This window comes from Sulfitobacter sp. 1A13421 (assembly GCF_043557285.1).
Classification (GTDB): Bacteria; Pseudomonadota; Alphaproteobacteria; order Rhodobacterales; family Rhodobacteraceae; genus Sulfitobacter; species Sulfitobacter faviae.
Genome location: NZ_JBIFFQ010000001.1, coordinates 532,140 through 547,009, shown reverse-complemented (window position 1 = coordinate 547,009; position 14,870 = coordinate 532,140). Strand labels below are relative to the sequence as shown.

General features: G+C 62.6%; 18 protein-coding genes. 9 read left to right on the top strand and 9 right to left on the bottom strand.

Annotation, left to right across the window (positions count from 1 at the left end; all coding sequences use genetic code 11):
• Positions 1-87 precede the first annotated feature (87 nt).
• The 3 genes from ACGYLI_RS02690 to ACGYLI_RS02680 all read left to right on the top strand — a co-directional run bounded on the left by ACGYLI_RS02690 (position 88) and on the right by ACGYLI_RS02680 (position 1,681).
• Positions 88-501: an Hsp20 family protein gene (locus ACGYLI_RS02690; protein WP_067267324.1), complete on the top strand. Its 414-nt coding sequence runs from the start codon at positions 88-90 to the stop codon at positions 499-501.
• Positions 502-505: 4 nt separating this feature from the next.
• Positions 506-724, top strand: a complete 219-nt coding sequence (locus ACGYLI_RS02685) for a DUF1150 family protein (protein ID WP_007119022.1) — start codon at positions 506-508, stop codon at positions 722-724.
• Between the two features lie 78 nt (positions 725-802).
• Positions 803-1,681, top strand: coding sequence for a PhzF family phenazine biosynthesis protein (locus tag ACGYLI_RS02680; RefSeq protein WP_394416885.1), 879 nt, complete (start codon positions 803-805; stop codon positions 1,679-1,681).
• Positions 1,682-1,740: 59 nt separating this feature from the next.
• On the opposite strand, the gene ACGYLI_RS02675 is transcribed toward ACGYLI_RS02680, so the two are convergent.
• Both ACGYLI_RS02675 and trxB read right to left on the bottom strand, forming a co-directional pair.
• Positions 1,741-3,453, bottom strand: coding sequence for a bifunctional sulfate adenylyltransferase/adenylylsulfate kinase (locus tag ACGYLI_RS02675; protein ID WP_394416883.1), 1,713 nt, complete (start codon positions 3,451-3,453; stop codon positions 1,741-1,743).
• Between the two features lie 193 nt (positions 3,454-3,646).
• Positions 3,647-4,651 (bottom strand): thioredoxin-disulfide reductase, encoded by a 1,005-nt coding sequence (gene trxB / locus ACGYLI_RS02670; RefSeq protein WP_271688145.1) that lies wholly within the window; start codon positions 4,649-4,651, stop codon positions 3,647-3,649.
• Positions 4,652-4,866: 215 nt separating this feature from the next.
• Here trxB and ACGYLI_RS02665 point away from each other — a divergent pair, with 215 nt between their 5' ends.
• Positions 4,867-5,367, top strand: coding sequence for an Lrp/AsnC family transcriptional regulator (locus tag ACGYLI_RS02665; RefSeq protein ID WP_067267317.1), 501 nt, complete (start codon positions 4,867-4,869; stop codon positions 5,365-5,367).
• Between the two features lie 2 nt (positions 5,368-5,369).
• Here the strand turns inward: ACGYLI_RS02665 and ACGYLI_RS02660 are convergent, their stop codons facing one another.
• From ACGYLI_RS02660 to lgt, 5 genes are all read right to left on the bottom strand, one after another.
• On the bottom strand, positions 5,370-6,083 hold the full coding sequence (locus ACGYLI_RS02660) for a Hint domain-containing protein (RefSeq protein ID WP_394416881.1): 714 nt from the start codon (positions 6,081-6,083) through the stop codon (positions 5,370-5,372).
• A 272-nt stretch (positions 6,084-6,355) separates the two neighbouring features.
• The gene (locus tag ACGYLI_RS02655) at positions 6,356-6,499 is read right to left on the bottom strand and encodes a hypothetical protein (protein WP_394416879.1); all 144 of its coding nucleotides are present in this window, start codon (positions 6,497-6,499) and stop codon (positions 6,356-6,358) included.
• A gap of 271 nt (positions 6,500-6,770) precedes the next feature.
• On the bottom strand, positions 6,771-7,526 hold the full coding sequence (gene pgeF / locus ACGYLI_RS02650) for a peptidoglycan editing factor PgeF (protein ID WP_394416877.1): 756 nt from the start codon (positions 7,524-7,526) through the stop codon (positions 6,771-6,773).
• Complete coding sequence (locus ACGYLI_RS02645) at positions 7,523-8,581, bottom strand: class I SAM-dependent methyltransferase (RefSeq protein ID WP_394416875.1); 1,059 nt, start codon at positions 8,579-8,581, stop codon at positions 7,523-7,525. The genes pgeF and ACGYLI_RS02645 overlap by 4 nt, the downstream gene beginning before the upstream one ends.
• Entirely contained in the window at positions 8,578-9,462 is an 885-nt protein-coding gene (gene lgt / locus ACGYLI_RS02640; protein ID WP_322328280.1) for a prolipoprotein diacylglyceryl transferase, read from the bottom strand. The genes ACGYLI_RS02645 and lgt overlap by 4 nt, the downstream gene beginning before the upstream one ends.
• Positions 9,463-9,556: 94 nt before the next feature.
• Here lgt and ACGYLI_RS02635 point away from each other — a divergent pair, with 94 nt between their 5' ends.
• From ACGYLI_RS02635 to ACGYLI_RS02615, 5 genes are all read left to right on the top strand, one after another.
• Positions 9,557-9,799 carry an accessory factor UbiK family protein gene (locus tag ACGYLI_RS02635; RefSeq protein ID WP_067267308.1) on the top strand — a complete coding sequence of 81 codons (243 nt, stop codon included), beginning with the start codon at positions 9,557-9,559 and terminating at the stop codon, positions 9,797-9,799.
• A gap of 300 nt (positions 9,800-10,099) precedes the next feature.
• A complete protein-coding gene (locus ACGYLI_RS02630; protein WP_394416873.1) occupies positions 10,100-10,600 on the top strand; it encodes a YbjN domain-containing protein in 501 nt (166 codons plus the stop codon).
• A 30-nt stretch (positions 10,601-10,630) separates the two neighbouring features.
• The gene (gene proC / locus ACGYLI_RS02625) at positions 10,631-11,446 is read left to right on the top strand and encodes a pyrroline-5-carboxylate reductase (protein ID WP_394416871.1); all 816 of its coding nucleotides are present in this window, start codon (positions 10,631-10,633) and stop codon (positions 11,444-11,446) included.
• Positions 11,439-11,777, top strand: coding sequence for a tRNA-binding protein (locus ACGYLI_RS02620; RefSeq protein WP_209218245.1), 339 nt, complete (start codon positions 11,439-11,441; stop codon positions 11,775-11,777). The genes proC and ACGYLI_RS02620 overlap by 8 nt, the downstream gene beginning before the upstream one ends.
• The gene (locus ACGYLI_RS02615) at positions 11,774-12,724 is read left to right on the top strand and encodes a 2-hydroxyacid dehydrogenase (protein WP_394416869.1); all 951 of its coding nucleotides are present in this window, start codon (positions 11,774-11,776) and stop codon (positions 12,722-12,724) included. The genes ACGYLI_RS02620 and ACGYLI_RS02615 overlap by 4 nt, the downstream gene beginning before the upstream one ends.
• On the opposite strand, the gene ACGYLI_RS02610 is transcribed toward ACGYLI_RS02615, so the two are convergent.
• Together ACGYLI_RS02610 and ACGYLI_RS02605 are read right to left on the bottom strand one after the other, a co-directional pair.
• The gene (locus ACGYLI_RS02610) at positions 12,721-13,302 is read right to left on the bottom strand and encodes a thymidine kinase (protein ID WP_067267300.1); all 582 of its coding nucleotides are present in this window, start codon (positions 13,300-13,302) and stop codon (positions 12,721-12,723) included. The two genes, ACGYLI_RS02615 and ACGYLI_RS02610, sit on opposite strands and share 4 nt — an antisense overlap.
• Before the next feature lie 77 nt (positions 13,303-13,379).
• A complete protein-coding gene (locus ACGYLI_RS02605; protein ID WP_394416868.1) occupies positions 13,380-14,504 on the bottom strand; it encodes a beta-ketoacyl-ACP synthase III in 1,125 nt (374 codons plus the stop codon).
• Between the last annotated feature and the right edge of the window lie 366 nt (positions 14,505-14,870).

The following is a 14,870-nucleotide window of genomic DNA, read 5'->3' as shown; positions in this document are numbered from 1 at the left end:
GCCCAAGCCCCCCCATATTCAATGCAACGGGCTGCCGGTTGCGGGGCCTGTGAAACACTGTCGCTTGACCTGATAAGGACGTGTCGCATGACGAAATTAACGCTTGCCTCTTACCCGCATATGCTTGGGTTTGAACAATTGGAACGGGTGCTCGAACGCAGCGCCAAGGCCGGAAACGAAGGTTATCCGCCGTTCAACATCGAACAAACCTCGGACTACAGCTATCGCATCACGCTGGCGGTAGCGGGTTTTTCGGAACAGGATCTGTCGATAACCGTTGAGGATAGACAGCTCGTGATCCGTGGGCGTCAGTCCGACGATGGCGAAGACCGGGTGTTTCTGCACCGTGGAATCGCCGCGCGTCAATTCCAACGCTCGTTCGTACTGGCCGATGGGGTCGATGTGGGCGAGGCGGTTATGGAGAATGGTCTGCTGCATGTCGACCTGACCCGCGCCAAGCCTGAAACGGTGGTTCAAACCATCAAGATCAAGAAGGGGTAACATCATGCAAGACGCAATCACCCATGGAAACGACCGTATGGTCTATGTCAAAACCATCGCTGTCGCCGACCTGCCGCGCGAGGTGCGCGATCAGGCCGAGGGGCTTGAGCTTCTCTATGCCGTTCACGATGCCGAAGGGCAGCAGCTTGCGCTGGTCGGCGATCAGAAACTCGCTTTCTCGCTGGCGCGAGAGCATGACTACCGGCCAGTGATGGTGCATTGACGCCGCGCGGCACGACGATACGCTAAGCCCGATGCAAGGCCGCAGTTCGCTGCGGCCTTTTTTATTGGGAGCGGTCTTATGGATTTCGATTTCGACTGGGTAGACGCCTTTACCGATCAAGTCTTTGGTGGCAATGGCTGCGCGGTGGTGCATGGCGGGGCAGGGCTGCCGGATGAGCTATGCATGGCCTATGTGCGCGAAACATCCCTCGTTGAATGCACCTTTACCGGCCCGTCGGAGGTCGCGGATTTCAGGGTGACATACTACCTCGCCAGTCGAGAGATACCCTTTGCGGGCCACCCCACCATCGCCACCGTCGCAGCGCTGCGCCATCGCGGGTTGATCGGCGAAGGGCCACTGCGGTTGGAGACTGGCGCGGGGATCGTCGAGGTCGAGGTACGCGGCTCCCAGATCGCCATGACCCAGATCGCGCCGGTTTTCGGGGAAGAAGTGCCTGCCGATCTCGTCGCCAAGGTGGGCGGCGTGGCCCCGGGAGAGATCATCGCGCCGCCGCAGGTGGTCTCCACCGGGCTCCCGTTCTGTATCACTGTTCTGCGCAGCCGCGCCGCCTTGGAAGGGCTGAAGCTCAACCCCAAGGCGCTCGGGGCCTATAACGCCCATCTGGGGCAGGGCAGCGATATGATGGAGCCATTTTGGGTGACGCTCGACGGCGCGACTGCTGCGGGCGATACATACGCGCGGCTGCTGCTGGCCCCGCCTAGCCCCGCCGAAGACCCTTTCACCGGTTCGGCGACGGGTGCCATGGCAGCCTATCTCTGGGCGCGCGGATTGATCGAGAGCCCGGCCTTCGTGGCCGAGCAGGGGCACCTCATGGGCCGCCCCGGACGGGCGGAAGTCGAGGTGCTTGGCTCGCGCGATGCGATCACCGGTGTCCGCGTGGCGGGGCAGGGGCGTGTGGTGATGTCGGGCCAAGTCTTCATGCCCGAGGTGGCCTGACTCCAAACGCAAAACGCAGCCCCGAGGGGCTGCGTTGTTCGTAGCAGAGACTGAGCGGCTTACCCCGTGATCAGCCCCATGCTTTCGAGCTTCAGCAACACCTGATGCGCGCAGTTGTCGACCTCGACATTCTCGGTCTCCAGCACCAGTTCGGCGTTCTGTGGCACATCGTAGGGGTCGGAAATGCCGGTGAACTCCTTGATCTTGCCCTCGCGCGCCAGTTTGTAGAGCCCCTTGCGGTCGCGGCGTTCGCATTCCTCGATAGAGGTCGCGACATGGACCTCTACGAAGGCGCCGAAGTTCTCCACATCCTCACGCACCGCGCGACGGGTGGTGGCATAGGGCGCGATCGGCGCGCAGATAGCGATGCCGCCGTTCTTGGTAATCTCTGACGCGACATAGCCGATGCGGCGGATGTTCAGATCGCGGTGCTCTTTCGAGAAGCCCAACTCAGAGGAAAGGTTTTTCCGCACGATATCGCCATCCAGCAGCGTCACCGGGCGCCCGCCCATCTCCATCAACTTGACCATCAGCGCGTTGGCGATGGTGGATTTGCCTGAGCCGGAGAAACCGGTGAAGAAAACGGTGAAACCTTGCTTCGAGCGCGGCGGGGAGGTGCGGCGCAACTCCTTGACGACCTCGGGGAAGGAGAACCACTCAGGGATCTCCAAACCTTCCCGCAGGCGGCGGCGCAGCTCGGTGCCCGAGATGTTCAAGATGGTGACGCTGTCTTTGTCCTCGATCTCATCCATGGCCTCATATTGGGCACGTTCCTGCACCCAGACCATATGTTTGAAATCGACCATTTCGATGCCCATTTCCTCCTGATGCGCGCGGAACAATTCCTGCGCGTCATAGGGGCCATAGAAATCCTCACCGGCGGAGTTCTTGCCGGGGCCAGCGTGGTCGCGGCCGACAATGAAATGGGTGCAGCCGTGGTTCTTGCGGATCAGCCCGTGCCAGACGGCCTCGCGCGGGCCAGCCATGCGCATGGCGAGGTTCAGGAGCGACATGGAGGTCGTGGCGGCAGGGTATTTGTCGAGCACCGCCTCGTAGCAGCGTACGCGGGTGAAGTGATCCACGTCGCCCGGTTTGGTCATGCCGACAACCGGGTGGATCAGCAGGTTGGCCTGCGCTTCACGGGCGGCGCGGAAGGTGAGTTCCTGATGCGCGCGGTGCAGCGGGTTGCGGGTTTGAAAGGCCACCACGCGGCGCCAGCCCAGCTTGCGGAAATAGGCGCGCAATTCGTTGGGCGTGTCGCGGCGGGCGCGGAAGTCGTAGTGCACGGGCTGCTGGATGCCGGTCACCGGACCGCCGAGATAGACGTTGCCCGCTTGGTTGTGCAGGTAGTTCACCGCCGGATGCGCCTCGTCGTCCGCGCCGAAAACCTTCTGGGCCTCGCGCGATTTGTTCGGGGTCCAGCGGTCGGTCACGGTCATGGTCGCGAGGATCACGCCTTCTTGGTCGCGCAGGGCGATGTCCTGACCCAGTTCAAGCTTCTCGGCAAAAGCCTCGGTCACGTCGAGGGTGATGGGCATCGGCCAGAGGGAGCCGTCCGCCAGACGCATATTCTCGACCACGCTGTCGTAGTCCTCTTCGCCCAAGAACCCTTTCAGCGGGTTGAAGCCGCCGTTCATCAAGAGTTCCAGATCGCAGATCTGGCGCGGGGTGAGGTCGAGGCTCACCAGATTGCCCGCCTCCACCTTCAGCTTTTGCGAAGACTCGTAAGAGACGTAGAGTTCGGGGATCGGCGTGAGGTTGCTGGGCATCATGACTATCACTTTTCTTCAGGGAACAGGCGGCTTTGGTCCCGGCTGCCATAGCTGCAAAAGATGTGAAAAGTCTATAGAACTAAGGGGTGTCGCCCCGTTAAAGGCCGAAATCCCATGATCCGAGGGTGGCCTGCAATTCGGGTGCTGAGGGGCGGCGGAAACCGGAATTATCTCCGCCGCGCCTTCGTCTGACTTAAACGTCTTCCTTCACCTCGGCCCCGTAGCCGAGCGGGAGGGAGGTATCTTTGCCGTCATCGTCGCCCACTTCGGCAAGGAAGCGCTCGGCTTCGAGTGCTGCCATGCAGCCCATGCCGGCGCTGGTCACCGCTTGGCGGTACTTGTGGTCGGTCAAATCGCCTGCGGCAAAGACGCCGGGGATGGAGGTTTCGGTGCTGTCGGGTTTGGTCACGACGTAGCCGCCCATGTGGGTTTCCAGCGTATCTTTGACCAACTCGTTGGCGGGCGCATGGCCGATGGCGACAAAGACGCCCTTGGCGGGAATGTCGGTGATCTCGCCGGTCTTGGTGTGTTTGACCTTCACGCCCTCGACGCCGAGCGGGTTGTCGGTGCCGTAGACCTCGTGCAGCTCATGGAACCACAGCGGCTCGATCTTGGGGTTCTTCATCAACCGGTCGATCAGGATCTTCTCGGCGCGCAGCTCGTCGCGGCGGTGGATCAGCGTGACCTTGGAAGCGAAGTTGGTGAGGAACAGCGCCTCTTCCACGGCAGTGTTGCCGCCGCCGATGACCACGATCTCCTGACCACGATAGAAGAACCCATCGCAGGTAGCGCAGGCCGAGACGCCGAAGCCCTTGAACTTCTCTTCGCTCTCCAGCCCCAGCCACTTCGCGCGGGCGCCGGTGGCGAGGATCACGGAATCGGCGACGTAAGTCGTGCCGCTGTCGCCCTTGGCGTGGAACGGGCGGCTCGACAGGTCGAGGTCGGTGATGATGTCGCCGATGATCTCGGTCCCCATGGCCTTGGCGTGGTCCTGCATACGGATCATCAGGTCGGGGCCCTGAACCTCGCTGTCGCCGGGCCAGTTCTCAACCTCGGTGGTGGTGGTCAGCTGGCCGCCCGGCTCGATCCCCTGCACGAGGATCGGCTCCAGCATGGCGCGGCTTGCGTAGACCCCGGCGGTATAGCCCGCAGGGCCGGAGCCGATGATCAGTACCTTGGTTTTACGTGTCTCGGCCATCTGGCGCCCCCGGGCTGTCATTGATATTGCCCGCCTCATATAGCGATAGCCGCGAAGCCGTTAAACCCCTGCCGTCACCGCCCCGTCATTACGCTTGCGTGAACGGACGGGCGGCTGGCCTCAAGGGCCGTGATAAAGAATATTGCGCTTGTGTGAAACTTTATTGCGCGCACCACGCAGGCTGCTATAAGAATCGAAAATTCACTGAGGATGTTATGGCGGGTACACGACTTGATCCGATAGACCGGATGATCTTGGCCGAGTTGCAATCTGATGGCCGGATGACGAATGTCGAACTGGCCAAACGTGTCGGCATCTCTGCACCGCCCTGTTTGCGCCGCGTGCGCACCTTGGAAGAGCAGGGCTACATCAAAGGCTATCATGCAGATGTCGATGCGCGGGAACTGGGTTTTGAGGTGCAGGTCTTCGCCATGGTCGGGCTGGCCAGTCAGGCCGAGGCTGATCTGAGCGCGTTTGAAGAGAAATGCCGTGGTTGGCCGCTGGTGCGCGAGTGCCATATGCTGAACGGTGAGGTCGATTTCATCCTGAAATGCGTGGCACCGGATCTGTCGAGCTTCCAAAGCTTCCTGACCGGGCAATTGCTGACCACGCCCAATGTGGAAAGCGTGAAGACCAGCCTCGTGATCCGCGGGGCCAAGGATGAGCCCGGCGTGCCCTTTGACGTGTTGGAAGCGCGGCTGTCGACCGCGCCTTGAGTTCAGCTGTCGGCGCGGTCTTCTACCGCCGCGGGCGCGCGGGGGTGGGCGAGGGGGCCGAAATCCCGCCCATGCGCGATCTGCGGAAACATGGATAGAAAGCGATCCCGCAGGCCGGGTGTAGCGTCACGCAGCGCTTGAGCGCCGGGGTGAAAGGTCTCCATCTCTAGCCCGCCTACCTTGATCACCGCATGGCGCGACAGACAGATATGAAACAGGCGTACCGGGGTTGGCGGGGTGACCTCGATCACATTGACCCCATCCACGAATTCGCACAGCGGGGTGAGCAGGCGGCTGCCCTCCGCCTCGGCCCGCAGGTGGGGCGGCGTCTGGAGCACCCGTGCGGCGGGGCCGAGGGTGAGGAAAGAACTGGGGCGCCCCTCGCCGAAACTGTCGGGCATGATGCGGATGAGGGGCAGCCGCCCACTGTCCGCCGGGATGAAACGGCTCGACCCGATCCAGATCAACTGCGCCGGGTCTCCGGCACTCGTGTGGATCATGTCGCCGGGCTGGAGATCTTCGATGGCGATGTCACCCTGTACCGTTTGGATCGGCGTCCCGCGGGCGAAGGCCGCGAAAGCGGCTTCGAAAAGTGGCGCGGTGGGGGCGGTGTCTTGGCCGATATAGAGCGACCCGTCGGCGCGGAGCGCGGCGACTTCATAGCTGCGCATCGGCGCGGGCGGCGGGCCTTCGGCTTTGGTGGCGGTCTCAGTCATGCAAAACCCTTTGTCGGCCCGGCACAGCGGTGCCGAGGGCGGCATGCACCGGCGCGGGCTGACGGATACTGCGCCATGTTCTGCGGGATTTGTCAAAATATCCGGCCTGAGTGCTGCGGTTTGCGCGCCAATCTCGGCTGAATGCGGGGGGCTGTTTCCGGGCCGGGTGCGTGATCGCCATATTCGCATGAAAACGCCCCTCGCAACGAATCAACGTCACGAGGGGCGGTCTGCTATACCGGGCACGTGGCACCGGTACCGGGGGAAACTTCTCAGGCGGTCTTGCGGACCGGGGCGTTGTTGCTGCGTTTGGCGATGAAAGCGGCGCGGCGCGCACCGCGGGCCCAAGGCATGACGGTGTCGGTCTTGGCCGCCGTCTCGACAACGGATTTGATGAAGCGCGGGTTCTTTTTCATGGCTCTGTTCCTCTTCGGGTCACGCGGGCATCGTTGCATCCACTATCGCAGTGCAATCGGGCCGGTTTTTGACCGTGGGCGAGAAACTTGTGGGAAATTGACGGCTTGGAAGGGCGGTTTGGGGCGCCCTTGCCTTACTTCAAAAAACGTTAATTTCCGGTAGTTTGCGGGGTTCTCAGGAAACAATGGCGCTGTTTCAGGTGGATCGGCTCAAATTTGGCAACAGCAATGCGGCGCGAAACGGGCAGGCTTTGCCGCAATCCCGCCCCGTTCAGAGGGTGATCGCCGAGAGCAAGCGGCCATAGTCCGCTTCTTTGGCGTGGGTCGTGCGCCGGTAGGAATAGAATCGCGCGGCATCGGCGTAGGTGCAATGCCGCGTCCATTCCGCATGGCCCACCCCTGCCGCGCGCAGCCGGTTCAGGCCAAAGCCGGGCAGGTCGAAATGCAGCCGGTCGCCTTCGCCTTGGGCAAAGTAGCGGGCAAACTCGGGGTCGGCATTCATGAAGTTGTCCATAAACTCCGGCCCGACCTCATAGGCGCGCTGGCTGATGGAGGGGCCGATCACCGCGGTGATCTTTTCGCGGGTGGCACCAAGATCGACCATGGCGTCGACCGTCGCCTCGAGTATCCCGTCAAGCGCGCCGCGCCAGCCTGCATGGGCCGCGCCCACCACCCCGGCCTGCGCATCGGCAAAGAGCACAGGCTGACAGTCGGCGGTCAGGATCGACAGGGCGATGCCGGGGGTTTTGGTGACCAAGGCATCGGCGCGGGGCTTGTCGTCGTGTGGCTCCGTCACCGTGACGACGGTGGCGGAATGCACCTGATGCACGCCGACAAGATGGTCGGCAGGCAGGCCCATCGCCTCGGCGGCGCGGGCGCGGTTGATGCGCACGATTTCGGATTGGTCCGAGCTGCCGCTGCCGCAGTTCAGCCCGGAAAACACCCCCGATGACGCGCCGCCACGGCGGGTGAAAAACCCGTGCCGCAAAGGCGCAAGCGCATCGGATGTCAGAATTTCGAGCGTCATACTTCTGTCCCCGGGGGCGGGGTCTGACCTTTTTGGTAGAGCCCCATCACTTTGAACAGGTTTCCCATTTCCGACGGGTGCGTCAACCGTCGATGTGCGGCAATATGGTTGCTGAGCGCGTCGCCGGTCAGCGCCTCGGCCAGTTTCTGCGCGCGGGGGGTGATGCCCAACCGCTCCAGAAAAACGCCTTGGGTGACCACGCGGCTATGGGGGCAGGGGCAGGCGCGGGCCAGCGCCTCGAAATCGACATGGGCGGTCAGGTCGGCCTGCCCGGGATTGGCGAGGGGATCGGCGGGGCTGTGGTTCTCCAGCGCTTGCAGCGTGTCGCCCAAGGCGCGCCAATCGCCATAGTCGATGATCAGCCCCGCGCCGCCATGGGCCGCGATGCGTTTGCCGATTTCTTGCATGATCTCCGCCGCCGGGGCGCAAAGCTCAACAAGGTCGCCGTTCTTCGTATCCTCCAGCCGATGGGCAAGGGCAGGCTGTGGGGTCACGGGGCCGAGGCCAAAGGTCAGCGCCCCCTCTGCCGCGCCCACCCGGCGCTCGGCCCAGCCTGCGCCTTGGCGGATGAATTGCCGGATTGGCAGCGCGTCGAAAAACTCATTGGCGACGAGGAACAGCGGCGCATCTGGCAGGTCAGCGGCACTTTCGGCCCAAGTGACATCGGCCCCTCGCAACGTCTCGCGCTGCACCTCGCGTAAAGAAGGAGAGGCTTCGACCAGCGTGACCTGCGCCGCCACCTGAAACCCCGGCACCCGCGCCGTGGCGCGCAGAATATCGGCCATCAATGTCCCCCGGCCCGGCCCAAGCTCGGCCAGTGTGAAGGGGGAGGGCGCGCCCTGATCCAGCCAGCTTTGCGCCAGTGACAGGCCGATCAATTCGCCAAACATCTGGCTAATCTCGGGGGCGGTGATGAAATCCCCGTCCGGGCCGAAAGGCGCGCGGGTGGTGTAGTACCCCCAGTCGGGATGCAGCAGGCAGGACTGCATATAGGCGTCCAGCCGCATCGGCCCTTCCAGCGCGATCCGTGTGAGCAGATGGTCCTTCAGGCTCATGCCTGCCGCCGCGCTCGGATGATGAGGAAGACGCCCACGGCAATCATCGGCAGCGATAGGATTTGCCCCATGGTCAGCCCCCAGCCGCCGATATGCCATGCCAGCCCTAGCGGGTTGCCGGGGGTGACGAATTGCGCGTCGGGCTGGCGCAGGAACTCTACCGCGAACCGTGCCGCGCCATAGCCCGCAAGGAAAGTGCCACCGATCAGCCCCGGCATTTTAAGCGCGCCGCGTTTCCACGCCATCCACAGCAGCACGCCGCCCAAGAGCAGCCCCTCCAGCAGCGCCTCATAGAGCTGCGAGGGGTGGCGCGCGCAGATGCCCGCCACATCGGGGCAGAACTGCGCCGCTTCACCGGGGAAGGCCACGCCCCAAGGCAGATCCGTCGGGCGGCCCCACAGTTCGGCATTGATGAAATTCGCAAGCCGCCCCAAAAACAGCCCCGGCGCCAGCCCCAGACAGACCATATCCCCGGTCGAAATCACCGGAATCCGGTGCCGCCATGTATAGAAAAGACCGGCCAGAATGACCCCAAGCGCCCCGCCATGAAAGGACATGCCGCCCTCCCAAAGCTGCAAGATCGCGGCGGGGTTCGACAGGTAATAGGCCGGTTGGTAAAACAGCACATAGCCCAAACGCCCGCCAAGGATCACGCCCAGAATGACCCAAAAGAGCAGGTCCTCGACCTGACCGGGTTTCATCACCGGCGTGTCGTTCTTCCACAGTTGGGGGCGTTTGACCGCCGCAGTGGCAATGCGCCAGCCCAGCAGGATGCCCACGATATAGGCCAGCGCATACCAGCGCAGCGCGAAGGTGGAACCAAACAGGGTCACCGAAAAGATTTCCGGCGCGATATCGGGGAAGGGGAGCATGGCTATCATGCTGCTGATTGAGCAAGGCCGCGCGGGGAAGTCAACCTTGCGAGCAAGGGCGTCGCGCCCCATATAGAGGCTAACAAACCTCCGGAGGCCAGACATGCAGACCCGCAACAAGTTTTTCGACGATGTTTCACAGATGATGACAAACGCGATGGGCGTCGCCCAAGGCGCCAAGGACGAGGCCGAGACCGCCTTCAAGGGCATGCTCGACCGTTGGCTCGCCGATCGTGATTTCGTCACCCGTGAGGAGTTCGACGCGGTGCGCGCCATGGCGCAGAAGGCCCGCGAAGAGAACGAAGCGCTGAAAGCGCGGCTCGACAAGCTCGAAGCCAAGGACTGAACCCGATAGAATTCGATCAGCCGCCCCGGGCCGGGGCGGCGATCCCCCGCGTTGACAGGGCCGTTTGCGGCCCCTCGCGCCCTCTCCCTCCAATTTATAGACGATTTCCGCGATTTACCCACAAGTTATTGCGGTTATCCCCTATCAATTGTGGTTATCCCCAAGAAAAAACTTGCCAGACTGTTCCGCTGCAAGCACCATATCTTGTATAGGTGATGTGAACCTACACGCCTATTTGTGCAGGCTTCCATGCATGGTGGGCCAGGTCCCGCCTCGTGGAACAGATTGAGAGGTGGCGAAATGGCCCTGTCCGAGCATTACCTTGAAGAAGAAATCCACCCCATTGATATCGTTGAAAATCTCGCGGCCCATCACGATTGGGAATTCGACCGCGTGGCGGATGACCAGATCGCCATGGCGGTCGAGGGGCAGTGGCGGACCTATTCGATCACGCTGGCATGGTCGGCTTACGACGAAACGCTGCGGCTGATCTGCACCTTCGAGATGGAGCCTCCGGCTGAAAAACTGCCGGAATTTTACGAATTGTTAAACCTCGTCAACGATCAATGCTGGGCGGGGGCCTTCAGCTTCTGGGCCGATCAGCAGCTGATGGTCTACCGCTACGGGCTGGTTTTGGCGGGCGGACAGGTCGCGGGGCCAGAGCAGATCGACACGATGATCGGTGCCGCCGTCATGAGCGCGGAACGCTACTATCCTGCGCTGCAATTGCTCGTTTGGGGCGATCAATCCCCAAAGGCCGCGATGGACGTCGCCATTGCAGAGGCTTACGGCCGGGCGTAACAAAGTCCCCGAACAACTTCGGGGGATAGGATGAAAGACGGGAGAGTGGCACGCGACGGTCTGGTTTTGCTGGGCTGTGGCAAAATGGGATCGGCCATGTTGGAGGGCTGGCTGGCGAAGGGGCTGCCGGCAAGCACGGTCTGGGTCGTGGACCCGAAACCGTCCGATTGGCTGCAAGATACCGGCGTGAACCTGAAAGCCGACCTGCCCGCCGCGCCAGCGGTGGTGCTGGTGGCAGTTAAACCGCAGATGATGGCGGACGCGCTGCCGACGCTTCAGGCGATGGGCAATGGTGAGACGCTGTTCGTCAGCGTCGCGGCGGGCACGACCATCGGCTATTTCGAAAGCGTCCTCGGCGGCGACACGCCCATTGTGCGGGCCATGCCCAACACGCCTGCCGCCATTTCTAAAGGGATCACCGCCATCGTCGGCAACGCCAAGGCGGGCAACCGGTCCTTGGATGAGGCCGAAACGCTGCTGAGCGCGGTGGGTGAGGTCGTCCGCCTGACCGAAGAGGCGCAGATCGACGCGGTCACCGGGGTCAGCGGCTCCGGCCCGGCCTATGTCTTTCACATGATCGAATGCATGGCCGCCGCCGGTGTGGCCCAAGGCCTGCCCAAGGAATTGGCGATGCAATTGGCCAAGGCGACGGTCGCCGGGGCAGGGGCGCTGGCGATGCAGGCTGAAGAAGACCCGGCGCAGCTGCGCGTCAACGTCACCAGCCCCAATGGCACGACCCAAGCGGCGCTTGAGGTTTTGATGGATGAGGCCGAAGGCTTCCCGCCCCTTCTCAAGCGCGCGGTTGCCGCCGCGGCGGACAGATCGCGGGAGCTGGCCAATGGCTGAGATCACTTTCGACGATTTCCTGAAGGTCGATATTCGCGTCGGCACCGTGACCCGGGCCGAAGCCTTCCCCGAAGCGCGCAAGCCTGCAATCAAACTCTGGGTGGATTTCGGCGAGGAGATCGGCGAGCGTAAGACCTCGGCCCAGATCACCGCGCATTATACACCGGAAACGCTTGTTGGACGGCAGGTTGTGGCCGTGGTTAACTTCCCCGCGCGCCAGATCGGGCCTTTCATGTCCGAGGTGCTGGTGCTCGGCCTGCCCGACAAGGACGGAGAGATCGTGCTTTTGTCGCCCGATCAAAAAGTGCCCGAAGGAGGGCGGATGCATTGAAAAAGATATTGATTGCCAGACCCTTGCCCAAAGAAGTCACCGAGGCGTTAAAGGGCTGCGAAGTGACGGTGCGCGAGGAAACCGCGCCGCTTTCGGGCGAAGAAATGCGCGCGGCGCTGCGCGATTATGACGGGGTGATGCCGACCCTGGGGGATGCATTCTCGGCGGAGGTTTTCGCCGATGTGCCCGAGCCGCGCAGCAAGATCCTCGCCAATTTTGGCGTTGGCTATAACCACATCGACGCGGCAGCGGCCCGCGCGGCGGGGGTGGAGGTGACCAACACCCCCGGCGCCGTCACCGATGCCACGGCGGATGTCGCCATGACACTCATGCTGATGTCCGCCCGCCGCGCTGCCGAAGGGGAGCGGCTGGTCCGCTCCGGCGCTTGGGCCGGTTGGCACCCGACGCAGATGCTGGGCCTGCATCTGACAGGCAAACGGGTCGGCATCGTTGGCATGGGCCGGATCGGGCAGGCCATCGCGCGGCGCTGCCACTATGGGTTCGAAATGCAGGTCAGCTATTTCAACCGCAGTGAGAAAGACCTCGATTTTCCCGCTACCCGTGTCGAGAGCCTGACCGGGCTGGCTGAAGCCGTGGATGTGCTTGTCATCGCCGTGCCCGGCGGCGGCGAGACCCGGCATCTGATCGATGAAGCCGTTCTCGGCGCGATGCAGCCCCATGCCCATCTGATCAACATCGCCCGCGGCGATGTGGTGCAGGAGGCCGCGTTGATCGAAGCCCTGCAAGCGGGGCGCATCGGCGGTGCGGGTTTGGATGTCTATGAGTTCGAGCCCAAAGTGCCGCAGGCGCTGCGTGATCTCGACAATGCTGTGCTGCTGCCGCATCTCGGCACGGCGGCGCATGAAGTCCGTGTCGATATGGGGCTGATGGCGGTGGCCAATCTACAAGCCTTCATCGACGGAGAGACCCCGCCGAACCGGGTTTAACCGTCGCCCACAGCGGCGCGCCAGTGTTTGCGGCAGAGCGAGACATATGTCTCGTTCCCGCCGATCTGCACCTGCGCGCCGTCCCGCATCGCTTGCCCTTCGGCGTCGCGGCGCACGACCATCGTGGCTTTCTTGCCGCAATGGCAAATGGTGCGCACTTCGCGCATCTCATCGGCCAGCGCCAGCAGGGTGGCGGAGCCGGGGAAAAGCTCGCCCCGGAAATCGACGCGAAGGCCAAAACACATGATCGGCACGCCCAGATCATCCACCGCGCGGGCCAGTTGCCAGACCTGCTCGACCTCCAGAAACTGCGCCTCATCGACAAAGATACAGGCGCAGGGGCCTTGCTCCAACCGAGCTTCGATCTTGGCCAAAAGGTCTTCGCCCGGGGCGAAAGTATCGGCCTCTTGCCCAATGCCAATGCGGGAGGCGATGCGCCCTTCGCCCGCGCGGTTGTCGAACTGCGCGGTGAGCAAAAAGGGCACCATGCCGCGTTCCACATAGTTATGCGCCGCTTGAAGCAGCACCGTGGATTTACCGGCGTTCATGGTGGAGTAATTGAAGTAAAGCTTTGCCATGGACAGGGTGTTACGCCGCCCATGACAGCGGATCAAGATGCAAACCCCGCCCTGATCTTAGGGCCGGGCGCTGCGCGTCAGCCGCGCTTTTTGACGATGACGGAGCCGACGGAATAGCCCGCCCCGAAGGAGCAGATCAGCCCGGTGTCGCCGTCTTTCAGATCGTCGGAGTTCTTGGCGAAAGCGATGATCGACCCGGCGGAGGAGGTGTTGGCGTAGTCTTGCAGAATGTTGGGCTGTTCGCCCGGCTCAGGCTCCCGCCCCAGCACTTTGCGCCCGATGAAATCGTTCATCGACTTATTCGCCTGATGCAGCCAGATGCGCTTGAGGTCGGCGGATTCCAACCCGTTGTCGGACATATGCCCGCCGATATGGTCGGCCACCATGGGTAACACTTCCTTAAACACTTTGCGCCCATTCTGCATGAACTGCATATCGCGCCGGTCGCTCAGCCCATCGGGGCGGGAGCGGCGGAGGAAGCCGTTGTTGTTGCGGATGTTGTTGGAATATTCGGTTGCGCAGCGGGTAGAGATGACGTCGAAACAGGGGCCTTCGACATCTTCGGCGCGTTCCAGCAGCGTGGCGGTGGCCACGTCACCAAAGATGAAGTGGCAATCGCGGTCACGCCATTCGAGGTGGGCTGAGCAAATCTCGGGGTTCACCACGAGGGCGGAGCGGATGGAGCCGGAGCGGATCATATCCGCCGCTGCCTGAATGCCGAAAGTGGCCGAAGAACAGGCGACGTTCATGTCAAAGGCAAAGCCCTTCACGCCAAGAAGCTCCTGAATCTCGATGGCCACGGCAGGATAGGCCCGCTCGAGGTTGGAGGCGGCGCAGATCACCGCGTCCACATCCTCGGCGCTCTTTCCAGCGGCGGCGAGCGCCTTCTGCGCGGCATCAATGGCCATTTCGGCCATGAGGGAAGGTTCCTCATCCGCGCGCTGGCGCAGCAGGGGGTGCATCACATTGGGGTCCAGCACGCCGGATTTATCCATGACATAGCGCTGTTCAATGCCGCTGGCTTTGACGATGAACTCTTCCGAGGAATGCGCCTTGGCCTCCAGGGTGCCCGCTTCGATCGCCTCGGCATTTTCGGCATTGTAGAGGTCGGCATAGGCGTTGAAGGCTTCGACCAGTTCGGCGTTGGTGATGGTTTGCTTCGGCGTGAAAACGCCCGTACCGGTGATGGCGGCTTGATACATCGGTGTGATCCCTTTCTCTCCAACGGCATGGCTGGTCTGATAAAGCTGAGCAGCCCCGGGCGAATTGCAAGGGCCGTTGTCATGTCGGTGCACTTTGATGCAGGGGGCAGCAAGGTGCAGGTTCCATACTCTAGCGAAACCGCGCAGGACTTGCCACGGCTTTGACGGGGAAGACGTGTGAATGCCGCTACAGTTGCGAATTTTGATCGCCCCGGCCCCCGCGCGCTGGCTTGACTATGCAACCGGAAGCGCGCAGTGATTGAGCATTAGCAATCATTAATTGAACGAGAACAGTCAGGGTTTTTTGAGGCAGCGGCCCCTCCGGCGCGTGATTTACAGGTCCACCATCCGCGGATGCCGCAGCCT